The organism is Sulfitobacter sp. TMED3, from assembly GCF_002167505.1.
GTDB classification, from domain to species: Bacteria; Pseudomonadota; Alphaproteobacteria; order Rhodobacterales; family Rhodobacteraceae; genus Sulfitobacter; species Sulfitobacter pontiacus.
In genome coordinates this window covers 59,971-78,343 of sequence record NZ_NHBI01000061.1, presented here as the reverse complement: position 1 = coordinate 78,343, position 18,373 = coordinate 59,971, and the positions used below count along the sequence as shown (strand labels likewise).

Below are 18,373 nucleotides of genomic sequence, written 5' to 3'. Positions count from 1 at the left end.
ACCCGCGGGGCGCGGTCGGGTCGTGTGGCGTGGCAGTATTTCGTTGATCTGGCAGGGCGGCGCGGCGTCGCGCTGTAAGCGATAAGCGGCCTGCACAAAAGCACGCGGCCCCGAAAAGGGGCCGCGTGTTAAAACTGTTCAGCTTTCCAGTTGGCTTAGTTCAGGTAGGGCGTCGGATCGACGCTATCAAAGCCTTTGCGCACTTCGAAATGTACGAATGAATCGTCGCCCGGGCGCAGCTTGGCGATGCTTGCCCCTTTAGAGACGCTATCCCCTTTGGCGACCGACACATTGGCGACGTTGGCATAGACGGTCAGCAGGTTGTCAGGGTGGCGGATCACGACAATCGGCACGCCCTCGGCGCTTTTGGTGATCGCGGCGACGGTGCCGCTATCGGCGGCTTTGACCGCAGCACCCGGTGTGCCCTTGATGTTGATGCCCTCGTTCTTGCCCTTGGAATAGGCGCGGATGATGCTGCCCTGTACGGGGGGCGACATGCGGCCGGAAGAGGCGGGTTGCGTCGTCTTGCCCACATCGGCGACAGGCTTGGCTGCGGCGGGTTCGGGCTTTGGCGCGGCGGGCTTTTCGTCCACGGGCGGTAGCGGCTTCGCGGCGCTTGGCGGGGTCGGCGTTGGCGATCCGGTGCCGGGCAAGCTGGTCGTTGTCGGTGCGGTGGCCGTCGCGGCGGCTGGCACTGAAGCACTGCGTTTCGGGGCGGCCTGCTGCGCAACGGGGATCAGCAGGAACTGCCCTTCGCGGACAGAGAAATCAGCGCCAAGCCCGTTCCATTCGGCCAGCGTTTCGACCGGCACGGCATAGAGACGCGCGATAGTATAGGCGGTTTCCCCACGTTCCACCTTGTGGCGCACAGGCTCGATCCCGGTCTGTTTTGCGGGGTTCTCGCGGGTGGTGGTCTGCGCCGAGGGCAGGGTGGTGGTCTGCACGCCGGGGGTGGCGGGTGCCCGGTTGATCGCGCCGCCTGCGATGGTCTGGATATCGACCGCAGCGGTGGTGATCGGACCGGTGCCCGACGCGCCAGTCGCGGGAGAGGGTTCGGCCACGCGGGTCGGTAGGGCGATGATCTCTCCCTTGCGGAGGGGGACAGTGGGGTCGATGCCGTTGTAGCGCGACAGGCTGCCCACTTCGGCACCCACGCGGGTGGCCACGTCAGACAGCGTATCGCCACGCCGCGCCACGGCGACCTGATAGTTGGGGTAGGAAATCACACCGCGGTTGTCCGGTGCGGGGCGTTCATCCAGCGGGCCGGTGGCTGCGTGGGCGGTGGTGAAACCGTCGCCAAAGCCGCCGCGCAAATCCATATCAAGGGGCTGTTCACACGCGGCGAGCAAAAGCGCAGAGCTGCCCGCCAGTACCGTCAGCCTGAGGGTACGGGTCACGTTTGGTTGGGTCATCTGCTCGTCCTCGTCTTCGGTGCCGTCAGCGCCTTGGGGTCCCCGTTCGGGCGGAGTTCCCCTTGCTATACTGCATTTAGCCGTCTTTTCCCAGCCCTTCAAGCAAGGGAACAAAGCGGACCTTGCGCAGCTCGTCATATTCCAGCCCGGTCTCGGTTTTGCGTACACGTATGAGGTGTTGAACCGTGTCCGACTGGCCCACGGGCACGACCATGATGCCGCCCACCTTGAGCTGAGCCAGAAGCGGGCCGGGGGGGTCTTCGGCGGCGGCGGTCACGATGATCCGGTCAAAGGGGGCCTGTTCGGGCAGGCCAAAGCTGCCGTCGCCTATGATCGCGGTGATGTTGGACAGGGCCAGATCCTCGAAGATCTGGCGGGCCTCTACCACCAGCCTGCGGTGGCGGTCGATCGTATAGACGCGCCGCGCCAGTTTGCTCAGGATCGCGGCCTGATAGCCTGATCCGGTCCCCACCTCGAGCACTTTGTCACGCGACGACACATCCAGCGCCTGCGTCATCAGCGCCACAACCGAAGGCTGGCTGATGGTCTGACCGCAGGCGATCGGCAGGGGCATGTCCTCGTAGGCGCGGGACGCGAAAAGGCCGCGGATGAAGGGACCACGGTCGATCTGCTCCATCGCGTTCAGGACACGGGCGTCGGTGACGCCCTTGGAGCGGAGTGCGTAAAGAAATTGCATCTTGCGTGTCGCGTCTGTGATGTCTTCTTCGTCGTTCATGTATTGATGGCTTTTAGCGCGTCAAATGTATCATGAGCGGTGAGGTCGGCGCGCATGGGCGTAACCGAGATATAGCCGTCAAGGTTCAGCGCGGCGTCGGTGCCGTCGTCCGTCGGGATCTGCTGGTCCGCGCCCTTGATCCACAAGAACCGCCGCCCCGACGGCGACAACTGCGGGATCGTGGAAAAGCTGGTATCGCGGCGCATCCCTTGGGGGGCCAAACGGATGCCCTCAACTTCTGCCGCTGCGACGGGCGGAAAATTCACGTTATAGAACAGACGGTAGCCATCCCCATGCGCCGGCGTCGCATCCAGAATACGGCGGATCACATCGGCCCCGTGGCCGGCTGCGGCCTCGAACGGGTCATCCAGATCGCGGTTGGCAGGGCCGTAATATTGCGACAGCGCCACGGCGGGGATGCCTTGCAGCGCCGCCTCCATCGCGCCACCGATCGTGCCGGAATAGAGCGTGTTTTCAGCCGCGTTGTTGCCGCGGTTCACACCCGACAGCACCAGATCAGGGCGGGCATCCAGCATACAGTCGTGCAGTGCGGCCATCACACAATCGGCCGGGCTGCCCTCGACCGAAAAGCGCCGGTCGCTGACCTTTTCGACCATCATCGGCTTGGTGTAGCTGATGCAATGCCCGACGCCGGATTGTTCATAGGCGGGGGCCACGGTCCAGACCTCGCCATCGGGTCCGGCCAGGTCAGTGGCAATGCCCTGCAGGGTCTTCAGACCCGGAGCGTGAATACCGTCGTCGTTGGTGATCAGAATGCGCATAAATTCCCCTTTGCGCCTTGATAGGCGACGGGGCGCGGCGCGGCAAGGCAGGAGCCTTCACCGCATCATGTTTTAAGGCTGAGAAACAGCCAGTTGCGCCAGAATTTCAGCGGCTTGCGACTGTGGCGTGTTCAGCGCCTCGCGGTCTTCACCGGGGTGGAAACGCGCGCGTGTCGCGGTGGGCATGGGGGCGGGCGTCATGATGTGGACGCGCGGGCCGATAGCCACGGCTTCGGACTGCCAGCTTTTGGCCAGCGCGATCTGCGCGGCCTTGGTGGCCCCGTAGCTGCCAAAGAACTTGGTCGCCACAACCGGATCGTCAAAGAACACGGCCTGACCCGACTGCCCCAGCAGCGGTGCCACATAGGTGATCAGGGTCGAGGTGGCCGTGACGTTACAGGCGACCGATTTGGCCATGTCCTTGGCGTCGATGTGATCGGTCGGGGCCAAGGGGGCGGCATGGACAGCGGTGTGCAGCCACAGATCAAGGCTGCCCCAGCGGTCATAGATGCCACGGCACAGGGTCGCCATCGCATCGGCATTGGTGATGTCCATCGGGGCCAACGTCGCGCTGCCGCCGCGGGACTGGATGCGGTCGTCCAGCTCTTCCAGAGCACCGGTGGTTTTGGCGACTGCAATGATGTGATGCGTGTCGCAAAGTGCTTCGGCCAGGGCGGCACCAAGACCGCGGGACGCGCCAGTGATAAGAGCTGTTTTTGTCATGGGGTGGCTTTGCCTGAGCCACCGCGCCCCGTCAAGAGGGGCGCGGCACCCGTGGTCATGTCGCGGGGCGTTTCACCCTTTGGGAAGTTTGAGCGTCACCGTGCGCCCGCGCTGCGCCAGAACCACGCTGTCGTCGCCAATGGCGGCGACGATGCCGTCGCTGATCTTGTCGTTCAATGTCACGCGGTGGATGCGTCCGCGGCCATCGCGGATCAACGCGCCGGGGTCGGTCAGGCTGCCGAAGGTACCAATCAGGGCGAGCTTGGGCAGGGACGCCTGCTGCGTTGCCAGATTGAGTGTTTTCTGCGGGGTCGGAGTGCCTTTTTCGTCAGTCGACATGGGTGCCTCTTGCTGCGCTTATGGGGGCAAAGAATGGTTAGACCGAGGGGCTAACAAAGCTGCCTGACAGCCGAAAGAGGGCGCGGGGGAGGCTGGCAAAGACTGGCTTGCACGTCGGCAAAGCTTTGCCAGCGGCACGGGGGTGCGAAATAGCAAAAGGGCGGGCGAGGGGTTGAACCCTGCGCCCGCCCTTGCGGAACTTGTCGCGAAGCGGCGGCTTTATTCTGCGGCTGGCTTCATCTCGAACCCTTGATTGATCTGGTCGGCAGGGGTGACGGGGTAATCGCCCGAGAAGCAGGCATCGCAATATTGAGGGCACTTGTTGTTGCGACCCTCTGCCTCGCCCACGGCGCGATAAAGCCCGTCGAGCGAAATGAACTTGAGGCTATCCACTTGCAAATGCTCGCGCATTTCCTCTTCGGACATGGTGGCGGCCAGCAGCTTTTCACGTTGCGGCGTGTCCACACCGTAGAAACAGGGCCACGCGGTGGGGGGCGAAGCAATGCGGAAGTGGACCTCTTTCGCGCCGGCATCAAGGATCATCTCTTTGATCTTGCGGCTGGTGGTGCCACGCACAACCGAATCGTCGACCAGAATGACCCGCTTGCCCTTGATCAGTGCGCGGTTCACGTTGAGCTTTAGCCGCACGCCCATGTTGCGGATCTGCTCGGTCGGTTCGATGAAGGTCCGGCCCATGTATTGGTTGCGGATAATCCCCATCGCATAGGGAATACCCGATTCGAGGCTGAAACCGATGGCCGCAGGCGTGCCACTGTCGGGGACGGGGCAGACAAGATCCGCCTCTACCGGCGATTCCTTGGCCAGCTCGCGCCCGATGGCTTCGCGGGTTTCATAGACCGAACGACCGCCAAGGATACTGTCGGGGCGGCTGAAATAGACGTGTTCAAAGATACAGAAACGCGATGCGACACGGCGGAAGGGGAAATGGCTTTCGACGCCCGAAGGGGTGATCACGACCATCTCGCCGGGCTCGATCTCGCGGACGAATTCGGCACCGATGATGTCCAGCGCGCAGGTCTCAGAGCTGAGCGCCCAACCGTCGCCAAGCTTGCCCAGAACCAGCGGGCGCACGCCCAAAGGATCGCGCACGCCGATCAGCTTGGTGCGGGTCATCGCCACGACCGAAAACGCGCCTTCGACACGGCGCAGCGCGTCTTCCATGCGTTCGGGAATGTTGCGTTGCAGGGACCGCGCCATCAGGTGGATGATACATTCGCTGTCCGACGAGGACTGGAAGATCGACCCGCGTTCAATCAGCTCGCGGCGCAGGGCGTTGGCGTTGGTGATATTGCCATTATGGGCAATCGCGGCACCGCCCATGGCGAATTCGCCAAAGAAGGGCTGCACATCGCGGATCGCTGTCGGGCCTTTGTGACCAGAGGTCGAATAACGCACATGCCCGATAGACAGCTCGCCGGGCAGTGTCTCCATCACCTTTTGCGAGGTAAAGTTGTCGCGCACATAGCCGAAGCGGCGGGCGGACTGGAAACCGGCAGCGGGGTCATAGCTGACGATCCCGCCGGCTTCCTGACCACGGTGCTGCAACGCGTGCAGGCCGAGGGCCACAAAGTTCGAGGCGTCTGCAACGCCGATCACGCCGAACACCCCGCATTCTTCTTTGAGTTTATCCCCATCATCTGCATCACGCAGATAGGAGGAATCAAACGGGTGCGCGGGGGGCATGATCTTGGACAACGGGGCAACTCCGAATCCGATGAAGGGATAGGGGCTATGTAGGACTTTGGGCGGGCCTTGTCACCCCGCCGTTACATTTTGCCCCCGCATATGCTGCGATGCAACATATGGCAGAAATGCAAACGCCCCCGAAAACGGGGGCGCATGTTTAACTTTTGGCAGCGTCAGCGGCGATTAGGCACCGCAAGCACCAACCAACGCCTCGTAGCGGGTGGTGATCCAGCCCAATGCGGCTTCCGGGTTCTGCTCTTCGATCTGGCCGGTAAAGCGCCCGAAGACCTGTGCCGACCGGCTTTCGTCCACCATGGTGAAGGTCTGGCCGGTGATCACGGTGTCATAGACAAAGAACGCGATGGCGACCAAGAGGATGCCGCGCGCCACGCCGAAAAGAAACCCGAGCCCCTGATCCAGACCACCCAGAACAGAGCGCTGCACCAGCGACGAAAACAACGGGGTGAACAGCGATACCACAATCAGCGCGATGGCAAAGACGATGGCAAAGGCCCCGATAATCGAAAGCTCGCAGCTGTCGGCAAGGAATTCGCCCACAACAGGGATCTCTGACACCAGCGGTTCAACCTGCGGCGCAAAGAGAAACGCAAGGATCGCGGCGGCAATCCAGCCCACGATCGCCATAAATTCGCGTACAAGCCCGCGGCCATAAGCCAGCAAAGCCGACAGAACGATGACAAGCGCCACAACCCCGTCAATGATGGTAAAACCTTCCATGGTCGTCTTGCCTTCCTTGAAGGGGCGGTTAGCCAGCCCCGAATATTTCGCCTACAAATCCGGTGAGATCGCTCATGGTGTTAAGCGTTATGCCGTTCTTGCCCACCGGTTTTCCGCCCGCGGGCGCGATGGCGCTGGTAAAACCAAGTTTTTGCGCTTCTTTCAACCTGTTTTCGGTCTGACTGGCGGGGCGTAGCGCACCGGATAGGCTGATTTCGCCGAAAACAACGGTTTCCGCGGGCAAGGCCACGTCTTCGCGCGCGCTGAGCAAGGCGGCCGCGACCGCCAAATCCGCCGCCGGCTCCGAGATTTTCATCCCGCCCGCCACGTTGAGGTAAACATCAAGCCCCGCAAAGGGGATGCCGCAACGAGCCTCTAGCACGGCGAGGATCATCGCAAGCCGTCCCCCGTCCCAGCCCACGACCGTACGCCGCGCCTGCGAATGAGGCGAGGGGGCCACAAGCGCCTGAAGCTCGCATAAAACAGGGCGGGTGCCTTCGATCCCTGCAAAAACCACTGAGCCCGCGGCGGGTGTGCCGCGTTCGGACAAAAACAGCGCAGAGGGGTTGGTGACCTCTGCCAGCCCTTCGCCGGTCATCTCGAACACGCCGATCTCGTCTGCGGGGCCAAAGCGGTTCTTGACCGCGCGTAGGATACGGAACTGGTGGCCGCGCTCGCCCTCGAAATACAGCACGGTATCGACCATATGCTCGACCACGCGCGGCCCCGCGATCTGCCCGTCCTTGGTGACATGCCCCACAAGAATCACGGAAACGCCGCGCCGTTTGGCAAAACTTGTCAGCTCGTGCGCGGCGGCGCGGACCTGACTGACGGACCCGGGGGCGGAATCGACGTTATCGGCCCACATGGTCTGAATCGAATCGATGATGACCAGATCGGGTTTTTCTTCTTCAAGCGTGGTCAGGATATCGCGCAGATTGGTTTCGGCGGCCAACTGCACCGAGGCGTCGGACAGCCCCAAACGCTGCGCACGCATACGGACCTGCGCCGAGGCTTCCTCTCCGCTGACGTAGATTGTTTTCAAACCGCTGCGGGCAAAATGGGCCGCTGCTTGCAGCAAAAGGGTGGATTTCCCGATGCCCGGATCGCCGCCCACCAGAATGGCAGAGGAGGGCACCAGCCCGCCGCCCAAGACGCGGTCCAGCTCGGCAATGCCGGATTGGCTGCGGGGCGGGGGCGTATCCTTGGTGGTGAGGTCGGTCAGCACCATCGCCGCGCCGCGACGGGTGCCAAGCGATTTGCTGGGCGGGCCGGATGAAATGCCCTTGTCCTGCTGGATCGTGTTCCATTCGCCGCAGGCATCACAGCGCCCGGACCATTTGTTATAGGTCGCACCGCAAGCCGTGCACGAAAATGTAACGGGAGATTTAGCCATGCGTCTTTCTGGCCGAACAAAGGGGAAACGTCAAAGCAAAACCTTGGCACTCACGCGGGGTTACTCNGCNGCTTTNGGGGGCAGCTCTACCACNCGTGAATCGCGGGCCATTTCATCCGCCGATACGGTACGTTCGATTCCCAGTTCGGGCATGATCTCGCGCATTTCNGCGCGCAGGCGGTCCAGCTGTGCTGCGGCCACGCTNTCTTCCAGCTCGACCTCGTGCAGCCAGTGCTTCATNTCNGANGTGATGCCTTTGGCCTGATCCAGACGGCTGTTGAACAGGTTCACTTCTTCCTGACGCTGCTTGAGGAAATTGCGCGCGCGTTCGATTTTCTCGTCGGCATAGACGGTCGCCAGCTCTTTCGAGATGTGGCTCATCTGCGCAGCGACCTCCAGAAGGGCGGGTTCAAGCGTACTGAGATCAGGGTGATCGCGCAGATAGGCCAGCCGTTCGCGGACCGAGTCGAATTCGGAGGACATGTGAAAAACGTCNCCGCGATCCGCCGCATGCACCGCCCCGTAGGCGCGNGTGATGTCNTCCATGTTNAGCGCAAATTTGCGGTGCGACGTNTCAAGCTGCATGATGCGGCGGTTGGTGGGGATGAAAAAGCAGATGCCCACGGCCAGAATGGTCAGGCCGATCTGCGCATACATCCCCGCATTCTCAACGGGTTGCCCGTCATAGTTGAGTGGTAGTTCGATCCAGGCCCATTGGCCAAGCGCGGCCATAACGGTAAAGACGGTGATCGCCACGGCGGCAACAGCGAAAACCGCGAATGCGAGTCTTTGAAAAAGATACTGAATAAGTGCCGTCAACGCGTTCATCTGTCTCACCTTGTGCTTGAGTTGCTGTTGTAAGCAAGAATATGCCGATGTTGGCAAAAGGCGAAGAAAATCTTGAATTTTCCGTAAATGAATCGATTTTACTTGGGAAATTCCAAATAATTCTACCTGTGCGGGTGGGTTGGTAGTGTAGAAAACACCAGCTTGCCTAGGCGATTTTCTGCGCGCGGTGCCCGATAAACAGCGACGCGAGGATGCAGCCTGTGAACAGGTATAGCCCCCAAGCCGTCTCGATCCGCCCGATGCCGATCCCCTTGGACAGGGTCACATANAGCGCGATCAGAAACACATCCGCCATCGCCANTTTGCCGATTGCCTGCAAGACGGGCAGGGCNCGNGGGCCGATCAGGCGGAACTGAACCAGCGTCAGGCCNACGGTCTTNACATAGGGNGCGACAAGCGCAAAAANCGCGACGATCAGCGCCAGAAACAGNTCGGTGTCCCATAGGGATTTCAGCCCGCTCAGGACAGAGATTTCGGTGAGCCCGAACAGTGGCAGCACGCCNGCNCGCANCAAGGGNGCGGCCCATGCAANGGGGTAGAGGATCAGCAGAGACAGGTTTGCGACGCGCAGCAGCATATCAAAGCGCTCTGCGCGGGGGCGTGCCCCATCACTCGACATAGACCCGGTCATAGCGCGCGCCAAGCGCAGTCAGCACCTCGTAGCCGATGGTNCCCGCAAACCCGGCGACCGTATCNACAGACTGATAGTTCCCGATCAGCTGCAAATGCTCTGGCACCTCTGTCAGGCTGGTCACATCGACGGTGATCAGATCCATAGAGACACGGCCAACAACGGGCAGTTNGCGCCCCTCGTGGGTGAAAGTGGCCCCGTTGCCCAAGGCGCGGATCAACCCGTCGGCATANCCCGCAGCNACCGTNGCGACCANTGTCGGGCGNGGNGCNGTCCAGGCGCAGCCATAGCCGACGGTCTGGCCCGTGGCGACTTCGCGCACCTGAATGACAGGCACATCCAGCGTCACCACCGGCATCGCATCGGCGAAGGGCAATCCGCCGTAGACCCCGATGCCCGGGCGGGTCAGGTCAAAGTGGTAGTCACGGCCAAGCATGATCCCCCCCGTCGCGGCCAAGGATCGTGGCACGTTCAACCCATCCGTCATCTCGCGGAANGTCTTGAGCTGGCGGGCATTCATCGGGTGGTTCGGTTCATCCGCGCAGGCCAGATGCGACATGATCAAGGTCGGGTTCTGCGCCAGGGCGATGTCGCGCAGCGCGGCCCATTCCGCGGGGTCCATGCCAAGGCGGTTCATGCCGCTGTTCANCTGCACCCCGAAACGATGGCCGGGCAGGGCTTCGACATGGGCGATCATCTGATCGACCGAATTGATCATCGGCGTCAGGGCCGCGCTCCGGATCATATCGGCGTCACCGGGCATATGCCCCGCAAAGACGTTGATCGCAGGGCCGGGCCCCAACACGCGACGCAGGGCCACGCCCTCTTCCGCGACAGCGACAAAGAACTTGCGCGCGCCTTGGGCNGCNAGAACCGGCGCCACGCGGTCAATGCCCAGACCATAGGCATTCGCCTTGATCACGGCACCGGTGTCGCAGCCGGTCATTTTGTTCAGCGCCTGCCAATTGGCGGCAATCGCATTGAGGTCGATAGAGAGGGTGGCTGTTGTCATGGGATTTGTTTTGACCGTATGCCCGCCAAGGTCAAGCCACGAGCAAGGCCACCGGCCAATAATCCCTCGCCTTGCGGGGAGCGGGACGGAATGTTTGGCCCATTTCCCTAACGTAACGAAACCTTCGCATGATGCTTGCATGGTGGCGCGAACGCGATAGCTTGGTTCCTGACAAAAGACAGGCTGCGCGCAGTAGCCGNATATAAAACGGGAGAGAGTTNAATGCGAGTTTCAACAATGACAACGGGGCCCGTGCTGGCGGTGGTCACGGCGATGGCCGCGCCTATGGCGCTGGCCGAGAACCGGATCGATACCCAGATGCCCACAGCCCCTGATATGGCGGCCTATGGCGACGAAGCNATNGGCGTGCGCCAGCTTGANCTGGTGCATAAGGACCAGATCGATATCCTGTCCATCGATCCCGCAGCGGACAAACCTGAAACCCTGCCGCGCTATGATCGCCCGCTGACCGTAGAGGTCTGGTACCCCGCCGCGGACGGGGCCACCGGCGACACCGCGATCAAGGCGTTCATCCGCGATGGCAAGACCGAGGTCACCTTGCAAGGCAAAGCCATGCGCGACGCGGACCCCGCACAGCCCGACGCGGCCTATCCGCTGGTCATCGTNTCCCACGGCTATCCCGGCAACCGCTTCCTGATGTCCCATCTGGCCGAGAATATCGCGTCGAAGGGCTATGTCGTGGCGTCCATCGATCACCTGGATTCGACCTATCGCACGCAGGCGGCCTTTGGCTCTACGCTGGTGAACCGGTCGCTGGACCAGCTTTTCGTGCTGGATGAAATGGCGCGTCTGTCGCAAGACGAAAGCTCTTTTCTCAATGGCTTGGTGGATGCGGATAACACCGGTTTGATNGGCTATTCCATGGGCGGCTACGGCGCGGTGATCACCGCAGGTGGTGGTGTGACCGAAGCGTCGGTCGGCTATGGCTGGGGCGGGCCGCATGGCACCTTGGGCATCCATCAGGCGGGGTCCGAGACGCATAACAACCTGCCCGACCCAAGGATCAAGACCGCCATCGCGATCGGCCCCTGGGGCATGAACACGGGNTTCTGGGATGCCGAAGGCTTGAAGGGCGTNCAGATNCCCATGCTGTTCATGGCCGGGTCCGAGGATATGGTATCGCTGTACGAAAAAGGCGTGCGCGCCATTTGGGAAAACGCCAGCAGCGTCGACCGCGCCTTGCTGACCTTTGAAAACGGCGGCCATAATGCGGCGGCACCGATGCCTGCGCCTGCGGAATCCTTTCGCGATGACGCTGATCTGGGGTTCAACGTGTCGGGCCACTATACCGATCCGGTCTGGGACACGGTGCGCATGAACAACATCGCGCAGCATTTCGCCACCGCCTGGATGGCGCAGCATCTCAAGGGCGATGCCGAGATGGGGGCCTATCTTGATCTGGTCGAAAACTCCAACGACGGGGTCTGGTCGATGAACGAGGATGGCACCCCGAAGGAGGATCACAGCTATTGGAAGGGGTTCGACAAGGACACCGCCAAAGGGTTGCGCTATGAAGCCCTGTCGCCCGAGTAAGGAGCACCGCTGATGATGCGCTTGCGTATCATGTTCTCGCATGCGGCCGTCGTGGTGATGGCGGTCGCCTGTGGGGCGGGGCTGATGGGATTGGCGCTGTTCGCGCCGCTATGGGTCTGGGCGTTGATCCCCTTCGGGATCGCCGCGCAGATGCTGAATGAATACAACCTGCACCGCTATGTGTTCCACCTGTCGCCCCCGCGGGCGCAATGGGCCTTTGACCTGCTGTACATGGCGCACTACGGTCATCATGATTTCCCGACCAACACCAAGCTGTTTTTCGTGCCGATCTGGGTCGCTTTGCCGATGCTACTGGTGAACGGAGCGGTGCTGTGGGGTGTTCTTGCCCTGTTTGGTGTGCCGCAGGCGGGCTGGATTGCCGTGGCCATCGTGCCAGTGGGCGGGGTGCTGACCTTTCTGGTCTATGAATGGTTCCACATGACCGCCCATGTGAACGTGTCAAAAACGCGGGTAGAGCGTTATGTGACAACGCTGCACAACCAGCATCACTTCCGTGATTTCAGCAAGTGGTTCCACGTCAGCCCCGGCGGGGCCGTGATTGACCGCGCGATGGGGACGGCGATTGACCGCGAGGCGCTAAAGCACCAGCAACGGATTGAATTCATTCGTACTTTGGGGATGCGACCCAATGACCCAAGGCTGATCGCGGCGCGGGAACGCTTTGCCGCGAAATACAATCTTTCAGAGGCAGAGATGGCCCGCGCGGCGGTTGTCTGACCGCCGCACAGAGCGTGTATTCATCAAATTGAAGGGGTGTGGCGATCAGAACTCCTGATCGCCGCCGCCATTTTCACTCTGCCACGGTTTCACAAGGTTACCAAAGCGGGTGTAGCGCCCTTCAAAGCTGAGATCGACAGTACCAATCGGGCCGTGACGCTGCTTGCCGATGACCACTTCGGCGCGACCGTGCAGACGCTCCATCTCTTCTTGCCAGATCGCCATTTTATCCAGCTCGTGATCGCCGGGCTTTTCGCGTTCCTTATAGTATTCCTCGCGGAACACGAACATCACGACGTCAGCATCCTGTTCGATCGACCCGGATTCACGCAAGTCCGACAGCTGCGGGCGTTTATCTTCGCGGTTTTCCACCTGACGCGACAGCTGCGACAGGGCGATCACGGGGATGTTGAGCTCTTTCGCGATGGCCTTGAGGCCCATGGTGATTTCCGAGATCTCGTTCACCCGGTTTTCGCCTTTGCCCGTCCCGCGTACCAGCTGGAGATAGTCGATAATCAACACGTCCAGCCCGTGGGTCCGTTTGAGCCGTCGCGCACGGGCGGCCAGCTGGCTGATCGGCAGGGCGGGCGTGTCGTCGATATACAACGGGCAGGCTTCCAGCGCTTTGGCGGCATCGACGAAACGGCGGAATTCGGTCTCTGTCATATCACCCGACCGGATCTGGTGGGACGGGATCTCGGCCGCTTCGGACAGGATACGCGCGGCCAACTGCTCCGCGCTCATCTCGAGGCTGTAGAACCCGACAACGCCACCATCTACAGCGCCTTCGGTGCCGTCATGCAAAGTGCCACGACGGTAGGCTTTGGCGACGTTGAAGGCGATGTTCGTCGCCAGCGAGGTTTTCCCCATCGACGGACGACCGGCAAGGATCAAAAGGTCAGACGGGTGCAAGCCGCCCAGCTTTTTATCCATATCAATCAGACCGGTAGAGACACCGGATAGGCCACCGTCGCGCTGGTAGGCCGCATTGGCCACGTTGACCGCATCGGTCACGGCTTTCAGAAAACTCTGGAAACCGCTTTCGGTCTGCCCCTGCTCTGCGAGCTTATAGAGCTTTTGTTCGGCCTCGACGATCTGTTCGCGCGGCTCTGACGCGACATCGACCTGAGCGGCTTTGGCCGCGATGTCACGGCCCAGCTGGATCAGGTCGCGGCGCACCGCCAGATCATAGATCATCTGCGCATAGTCGCGCACGGCAAAGGCGCTGATCGCGGCACCGGCAAGGCGCACCAGATAGGCGGGGCCGCCCAGTTCTTTCAGCCCTTCGTCATCCTCCATAAACGCCTTGAGCGTGACGGGGGAGGCAAGGTTGTTCTTGGCGATCCGCGCGGCGGCGATCTCGAAAATACGGGCGTGAACGGGGTCGTAGAAATGCTTGGGACCGATGACAGACGCCACGCGGTCGTAGATATCGTTGTTGGTCAGGATCGCGCCCAACAACTGCTGTTCCGCTTCGATGGAATGCGGCATTGTCTCGGCCGCTTGAACCGTTAGCTGGTTACCGTCGATGCTTGAAATCTCGTTCATGCTACGTGTTGCCCCACTGATTAATGACCCGAGGCTTATCTACCCGAGCCGCCCGTCATCCCGCAATCTTTATAAGCTGTGGATAACCTGATCTCTGCGCTAGCGTAGCATATGTCGCGTGATTTTACACCACGCGACACAATATCATGTGGATTGCTTAGGTTTTTTTCCGCGCATCCTGCCACGCTTCTGGCGCGTTCAGGAAGGCTTCGACTTCGGTCAGGGTTTCTGTGTCAAACGCGTTCTGGGCTTTGGCCTCGGCCAGCACATCCCACCAGGTGCACAGGCTGTGCAACGTAACCCCGTGATCGCCCAAGGTCTTTTCTGTCTGCGGAAAAATACCGTAGTAAAAGATCACTGCCGTATGCGCGCAGGTTGCACCGGTATCGCGAATCGCGTCGACAAAGCTGATCTTCGAGCCGCCATCGGTGGTTAGATCCTCGACCAGCAGAACCCGTTGGCCTTCGGTCATTTCACCTTCGATGCGGGCGTTGCGGCCATAGCCTTTGGGCTTCTTGCGCACATAGGTCATGGGCAGCGCCATGCGCTCGGCCACCATCGCGGCAAAGGGAATGCCCGCGGTTTCACCGCCCGCGATATTGTCAAACGCCTCGAACCCCGCTTCGCGCATTACTGTGACGGTCAGGAAGTCCATCAAGGTGGCGCGGATGCGCGGATAGCTGATCAGCTTGCGGCAATCGATATAGGTCGGGCTCGGCAGGCCGGAGGCGAGGGTAAAGGGCTCTGCCGCGTTGAAATGAACGGCCTTGATCTCCAGCAACATCCGCGCGGTCAGACGCGCCATTTCGGTAGAGTCGGGGTAGCTGGTGGGGATCATGTCATGCGTTCCTTTTGGGGCCTTGGCGTTGAGGGCGGTGGTGGCCGGTCTCATCCTGCTGCGACCGGNANACTGTCTTTGGTACGGGGGGGCGTCAGTCGGTGACGGACCAGTTCAGCGGCATCATNGGATCGAACACGGTGACCGGCCCGTCGGGCGTGTCGATGTGATCGGGGTAGGTCGCCGGTGTGCGGGTCAGCGTCATCGTCGCCTCGTTCGGGGCCANCCCGTAGAAATCCGGCCCGTTNAGCGAGGTAAACCGTTCCAATTGGTCCAGCGCGTCNTCCTGTTCAAAGACCTCGGCCAGGATCGACATGGTGTTGGGCGCGGTAAAGCAGCCGGCACAGCCGCAGGGCAGCAGCTTGTTCGCGTCCGTGTGAGGTGCGGAATCCGTGCCCAGAAAGAAGCGCGCGTCGCCCGAAGTCGCGGCAGCACGCAGGGCCAGACGGTGGCTNTCGCGTTTGGCGACGGGCAGGCAGTAGTAATGCGGTTTGATCCCACCGGCGAGGATATGGTTGCGGTTGATCACCAGATGGTGCGTGGTGATGGTCGCGCCCAGATTNCCGGTGCTTTCCGTGACATANTGGGCGGCGTCGGCGGTGGTAATATGCTCCATCACGACTTTCAGCCCCGCATGACGGGTNCGGATCGGGTCAAGCACGCGGTCGATGAACACGGCCTCGCGGTCGAANATNTCGATCTCGGGGTCGGTNACCTCGCCGTGGGTGCACAGGGGCAGGCCGATCTCGGCCATGCGTTCCAGCACGGGCGCAACATTGTCAAAGTTCGACACGCCGCTGGCNGAATTTGTCGTCGCACCGGCGGGGTAGAGCTTGACCGCGGTGATCAACCCGCTGGCATGGGCGGCGGCCACATCGTCGGGATCGGTATCCTCGGTCAGATACAGGGTCATCAGCGGCCTGAAATCCGCGCCCTCGGGCAGTGCCGCCAGGATACGATCGCGGTAGGCGGCCGCATCGGCNCCGCGCACCACCGGGGGCACCAGATTGGGCATGATGATGGCGCGGGCAAAATGCGCGGCGGTATGGGGCAACACGGCGTCCAGCATCGCGCCGTCGCGCAGGTGCAGGTGCCAATCATCGGGGCGTCGAAGCGTGAGGGTCTGTGTCATGGGCNCCCCGCTAGCACAGGGCGTGCGGGCGCGCTAGTCTCGGGTTGNTCAAAGGGACCGCAGCAANCGTCAGCCGGTGGTTTTGGCTGNATCCTGCGATGGCGTATCCTGTTCCTCTGCAGTCCCGTTTTCCTGTGCGACNCGCAGGGCCAGTTCGGCCTCTAACTGCTTTTTGCGCCGGACAAACCGAGGGGCCGACATATGCCCTGTCACGAAATTGCANAGCGTGAGCGTCAACGGATCGCGCTGCTCGCGTTCCANCGCGGCAAGCAGGCCTTTCAGATAGGGGCGGTGATCGCGGCGCGCCCGGGCGATGCGTGCAAAGCTTNCNATTGTCAGCTCGCCATCGGCTGCAAGGGTCAGCAGGTTTTCGAACTGGTCAAGCTCCAGCAGTTTCGATTGCAGCGCCGTGCCCATCCGCCGCATCCGAAGTTTGGTCACATTGGGGCGGGTAAAGAGGCTNGCATGCATCGCGTCCAGCGGCACAGTCGGGTCATAGATCACAAAAGCGGCCTCGGCCGCGTCCAGCATATCGGGGGCATATCCGAACCGGGAGGTGAAATCCGTGCGCCGCATCTCGACAAAGCGATCGTCCCATTCNGTCACGCTGGGGTCCAGCGTCGCTTGCGGCTGGATGGCAACGACCTTNGCNCCCGGTGCCGCGACAGAGAATGCCGCAGCCGCATAGCCGCCCGGACCCGCNCCATAAAAGACCACGCGGTCAAAGCCGTCGAAAAANCCATCGTCGATCAGCCGGTCGAAAAACGCNTAAACNGGCNCNTCNCGGAACCATGTATCCCCTTCTGACGCCAGACAAAGATGCGACCAGCCTTCGCTGCGCACCATTTCCCANCCCAAAGGATGCGCCATCGATGACAAGGCGCGCATCCCGTTGATGGTTTCAAAGCTGACCAGCAGGGTAGAGGATTTTTCCAGAAACATCGCATGGTGCCTTGACCCGAGCGCTTCATAGANCCCGCCATTCTGCGCGACCTGCTTCACAGCATCCATCCACTCGCTTTTGGAATAGTCCTCAAAAGACGTGTCGAGCGTTACGGCGGTATCGATCATGGTAAACTTCCTCAATCGTATCTGGGCACAGGAAACCCCCTGGCTTTTGGTCTGAGGTATCGGCGCATTAAGGCGAAAATGCGGANATTTGAAGCACATTTATAGCACATTCTGTGGTCGCTCCAAGGCATAGAGTCTGCTGAACCCCGTGCAGACCCCTTGACCGCGCGGGATCAGAATGCACCACTCATGCCAATCACAACCGGAGAATGCCATGCAACTGCCCCCTTCGATCGACGCCGTGCAAGAGCTGCTTGCGGGGCAGGGATATGTCTGCGGGCGGCCTTTGGCCACGGTGGTGTTCCTGAGCCTGACCTTGGGCCGGCCGCTGTTCCTCGAGGGAGAGGCAGGCGTCGGCAAGACAGAGATNGCCAAAGCATTGGCGCTGGCCTTGGACCGCAAGTTGATCCGGTTGCAATGCTATGAAGGGCTGGACGCCGCCACGGCGGTCTACGAATGGAACTTCCCTGCGCAGATGGTGGCNATCCGNACGGCNGAGGCCACGGGCGATCGCTCGCGACAGCAGCTCACAACAGAACTCTTTAGCGACGACTTTCTGATCGAACGCCCCTTGCTTGAAGCGATGCGCCCTGACGGCCGCGGCGCCCCCATCCTGTTGATCGACGAGCTTGACCGCACGGACGCCCCGTTCGAAGCCTTCCTGCTTGAGGCGCTCAGCGATTTTCAGGTCACGATCCCCGAACTNGGCACGATNAANGCCCCCGAGCCNCCCATNGTGATCCTGACCTCGAACCGCACGCGCGAGGTGCATGACGCGCTCAAACGCCGCTGTCTTTATCACTGGGTCGANTATCCCGATTTCCCCCGCGAGATGGAGATTCTGGCCGCCCGCGCCCCCGAAGCCTCAGCCGCGCTCAGCCGCGAGGTCGTGGCCTTTGTCCAGCACCTTCGGACCGAAGACCTGTTCAAGAAGCCCGGCGTGGCCGAAACCATTGATTGGGCAAAATGTCTGCTGGCGNTGGATGTGATCAACCTCAGCCCCGAAACCATTGCGGATACGCTTGGGGCGATCCTGAAATACCAGGATGATATCGCCAAACTGCAAGGATCAGAGGCGAAACGCATCCTCGATCAAGCCAAAGCCACGCTGGACGCGACCCCTTGACGNATACTNCCGCTTCCAAATGGTCTAAAATCCTCGGGGGN

At 61.4% G+C, this 18,373-nt stretch carries 17 protein-coding genes; 3 read left to right on the top strand and 14 right to left on the bottom strand.

What is annotated here, in order from left to right; all coding sequences use genetic code 11:
* Nucleotides 1-155: 155 nt before the first annotated feature.
* From CBB63_RS14600 to alr, 10 genes are all read right to left on the bottom strand, one after another.
* The gene (locus CBB63_RS14600) at nucleotides 156-1,412 is read right to left on the bottom strand and encodes a M23 family metallopeptidase (RefSeq protein ID WP_286699659.1); all 1,257 of its coding nucleotides are present in this window, start codon (nucleotides 1,410-1,412) and stop codon (nucleotides 156-158) included.
* A 76-nt stretch (nucleotides 1,413-1,488) separates the two neighbouring features.
* Complete coding sequence (locus CBB63_RS14595) at nucleotides 1,489-2,148, bottom strand: protein-L-isoaspartate(D-aspartate) O-methyltransferase (RefSeq protein WP_005853921.1); 660 nt, start codon at nucleotides 2,146-2,148, stop codon at nucleotides 1,489-1,491.
* Nucleotides 2,145-2,930, bottom strand: a complete 786-nt coding sequence (surE, locus tag CBB63_RS14590; RefSeq protein WP_286699658.1) for a 5'/3'-nucleotidase SurE — start codon at nucleotides 2,928-2,930, stop codon at nucleotides 2,145-2,147. The genes CBB63_RS14595 and surE overlap by 4 nt, the downstream gene beginning before the upstream one ends.
* 72 nt (nucleotides 2,931-3,002) lie before the next feature.
* On the bottom strand, nucleotides 3,003-3,653 hold the full coding sequence (locus tag CBB63_RS14585) for an SDR family NAD(P)-dependent oxidoreductase (protein ID WP_009824837.1): 651 nt from the start codon (nucleotides 3,651-3,653) through the stop codon (nucleotides 3,003-3,005).
* 72 nt (nucleotides 3,654-3,725) lie between these two features.
* The gene (locus CBB63_RS14580) at nucleotides 3,726-3,992 is read right to left on the bottom strand and encodes a hypothetical protein (protein ID WP_005853915.1); all 267 of its coding nucleotides are present in this window, start codon (nucleotides 3,990-3,992) and stop codon (nucleotides 3,726-3,728) included.
* 219 nt (nucleotides 3,993-4,211) lie between these two features.
* A complete protein-coding gene (gene purF / locus CBB63_RS14575; RefSeq protein ID WP_037944446.1) occupies nucleotides 4,212-5,696 on the bottom strand; it encodes an amidophosphoribosyltransferase in 1,485 nt (494 codons plus the stop codon).
* A 186-nt stretch (nucleotides 5,697-5,882) separates the two neighbouring features.
* The gene (locus CBB63_RS14570) at nucleotides 5,883-6,437 is read right to left on the bottom strand and encodes a CvpA family protein (RefSeq protein WP_005853908.1); all 555 of its coding nucleotides are present in this window, start codon (nucleotides 6,435-6,437) and stop codon (nucleotides 5,883-5,885) included.
* 28 nt (nucleotides 6,438-6,465) lie between these two features.
* A complete protein-coding gene (gene radA, locus CBB63_RS14565) occupies nucleotides 6,466-7,833 on the bottom strand; it encodes a DNA repair protein RadA (RefSeq protein WP_009824836.1) in 1,368 nt (455 codons plus the stop codon).
* Between the two features lie 994 nt (nucleotides 7,834-8,827).
* The gene (locus CBB63_RS14555; protein ID WP_286699663.1) at nucleotides 8,828-9,301 is read right to left on the bottom strand and encodes a paraquat-inducible protein A; all 474 of its coding nucleotides are present in this window, start codon (nucleotides 9,299-9,301) and stop codon (nucleotides 8,828-8,830) included.
* Complete coding sequence (gene alr / locus CBB63_RS14550; protein ID WP_286699656.1) at nucleotides 9,291-10,325, bottom strand: alanine racemase; 1,035 nt, start codon at nucleotides 10,323-10,325, stop codon at nucleotides 9,291-9,293. The genes CBB63_RS14555 and alr overlap by 11 nt, the downstream gene beginning before the upstream one ends.
* 237 nt (nucleotides 10,326-10,562) lie before the next feature.
* Here alr and CBB63_RS14545 point away from each other — a divergent pair, with 237 nt between their 5' ends.
* Nucleotides 10,563-11,879, top strand: a complete 1,317-nt coding sequence (locus CBB63_RS14545; protein ID WP_286699662.1) for an alpha/beta hydrolase family protein — start codon at nucleotides 10,563-10,565, stop codon at nucleotides 11,877-11,879.
* 12 nt (nucleotides 11,880-11,891) lie between these two features.
* Nucleotides 11,892-12,617, top strand: a complete 726-nt coding sequence (locus CBB63_RS14540) for a sterol desaturase family protein (RefSeq protein ID WP_286699655.1) — start codon at nucleotides 11,892-11,894, stop codon at nucleotides 12,615-12,617.
* 45 nt (nucleotides 12,618-12,662) lie between these two features.
* Here CBB63_RS14540 and CBB63_RS14535 read toward each other — a convergent pair whose 3' ends face one another.
* The 4 genes from CBB63_RS14535 to CBB63_RS14520 form a co-directional block, all read right to left on the bottom strand.
* Nucleotides 12,663-14,165, bottom strand: a complete 1,503-nt coding sequence (locus CBB63_RS14535; RefSeq protein WP_005853895.1) for a replicative DNA helicase — start codon at nucleotides 14,163-14,165, stop codon at nucleotides 12,663-12,665.
* A 157-nt stretch (nucleotides 14,166-14,322) separates the two neighbouring features.
* Nucleotides 14,323-15,003, bottom strand: a complete 681-nt coding sequence (locus tag CBB63_RS14530) for an orotate phosphoribosyltransferase (RefSeq protein ID WP_005853893.1) — start codon at nucleotides 15,001-15,003, stop codon at nucleotides 14,323-14,325.
* Between the two features lie 94 nt (nucleotides 15,004-15,097).
* Nucleotides 15,098-16,135 (bottom strand): dihydroorotase, encoded by a 1,038-nt coding sequence (gene pyrC, locus CBB63_RS14525; RefSeq protein ID WP_286699654.1) that lies wholly within the window; start codon nucleotides 16,133-16,135, stop codon nucleotides 15,098-15,100.
* 69 nt (nucleotides 16,136-16,204) lie between these two features.
* Nucleotides 16,205-17,206 (bottom strand): phosphoadenosine phosphosulfate reductase, encoded by a 1,002-nt coding sequence (locus CBB63_RS14520; RefSeq protein WP_286699653.1) that lies wholly within the window; start codon nucleotides 17,204-17,206, stop codon nucleotides 16,205-16,207.
* Nucleotides 17,207-17,420: 214 nt separating this feature from the next.
* Here CBB63_RS14520 and CBB63_RS14515 point away from each other — a divergent pair, with 214 nt between their 5' ends.
* Nucleotides 17,421-18,332, top strand: coding sequence for an AAA family ATPase (locus CBB63_RS14515; protein WP_286699652.1), 912 nt, complete (start codon nucleotides 17,421-17,423; stop codon nucleotides 18,330-18,332).
* Nucleotides 18,333-18,373 lie beyond the last annotated feature (41 nt).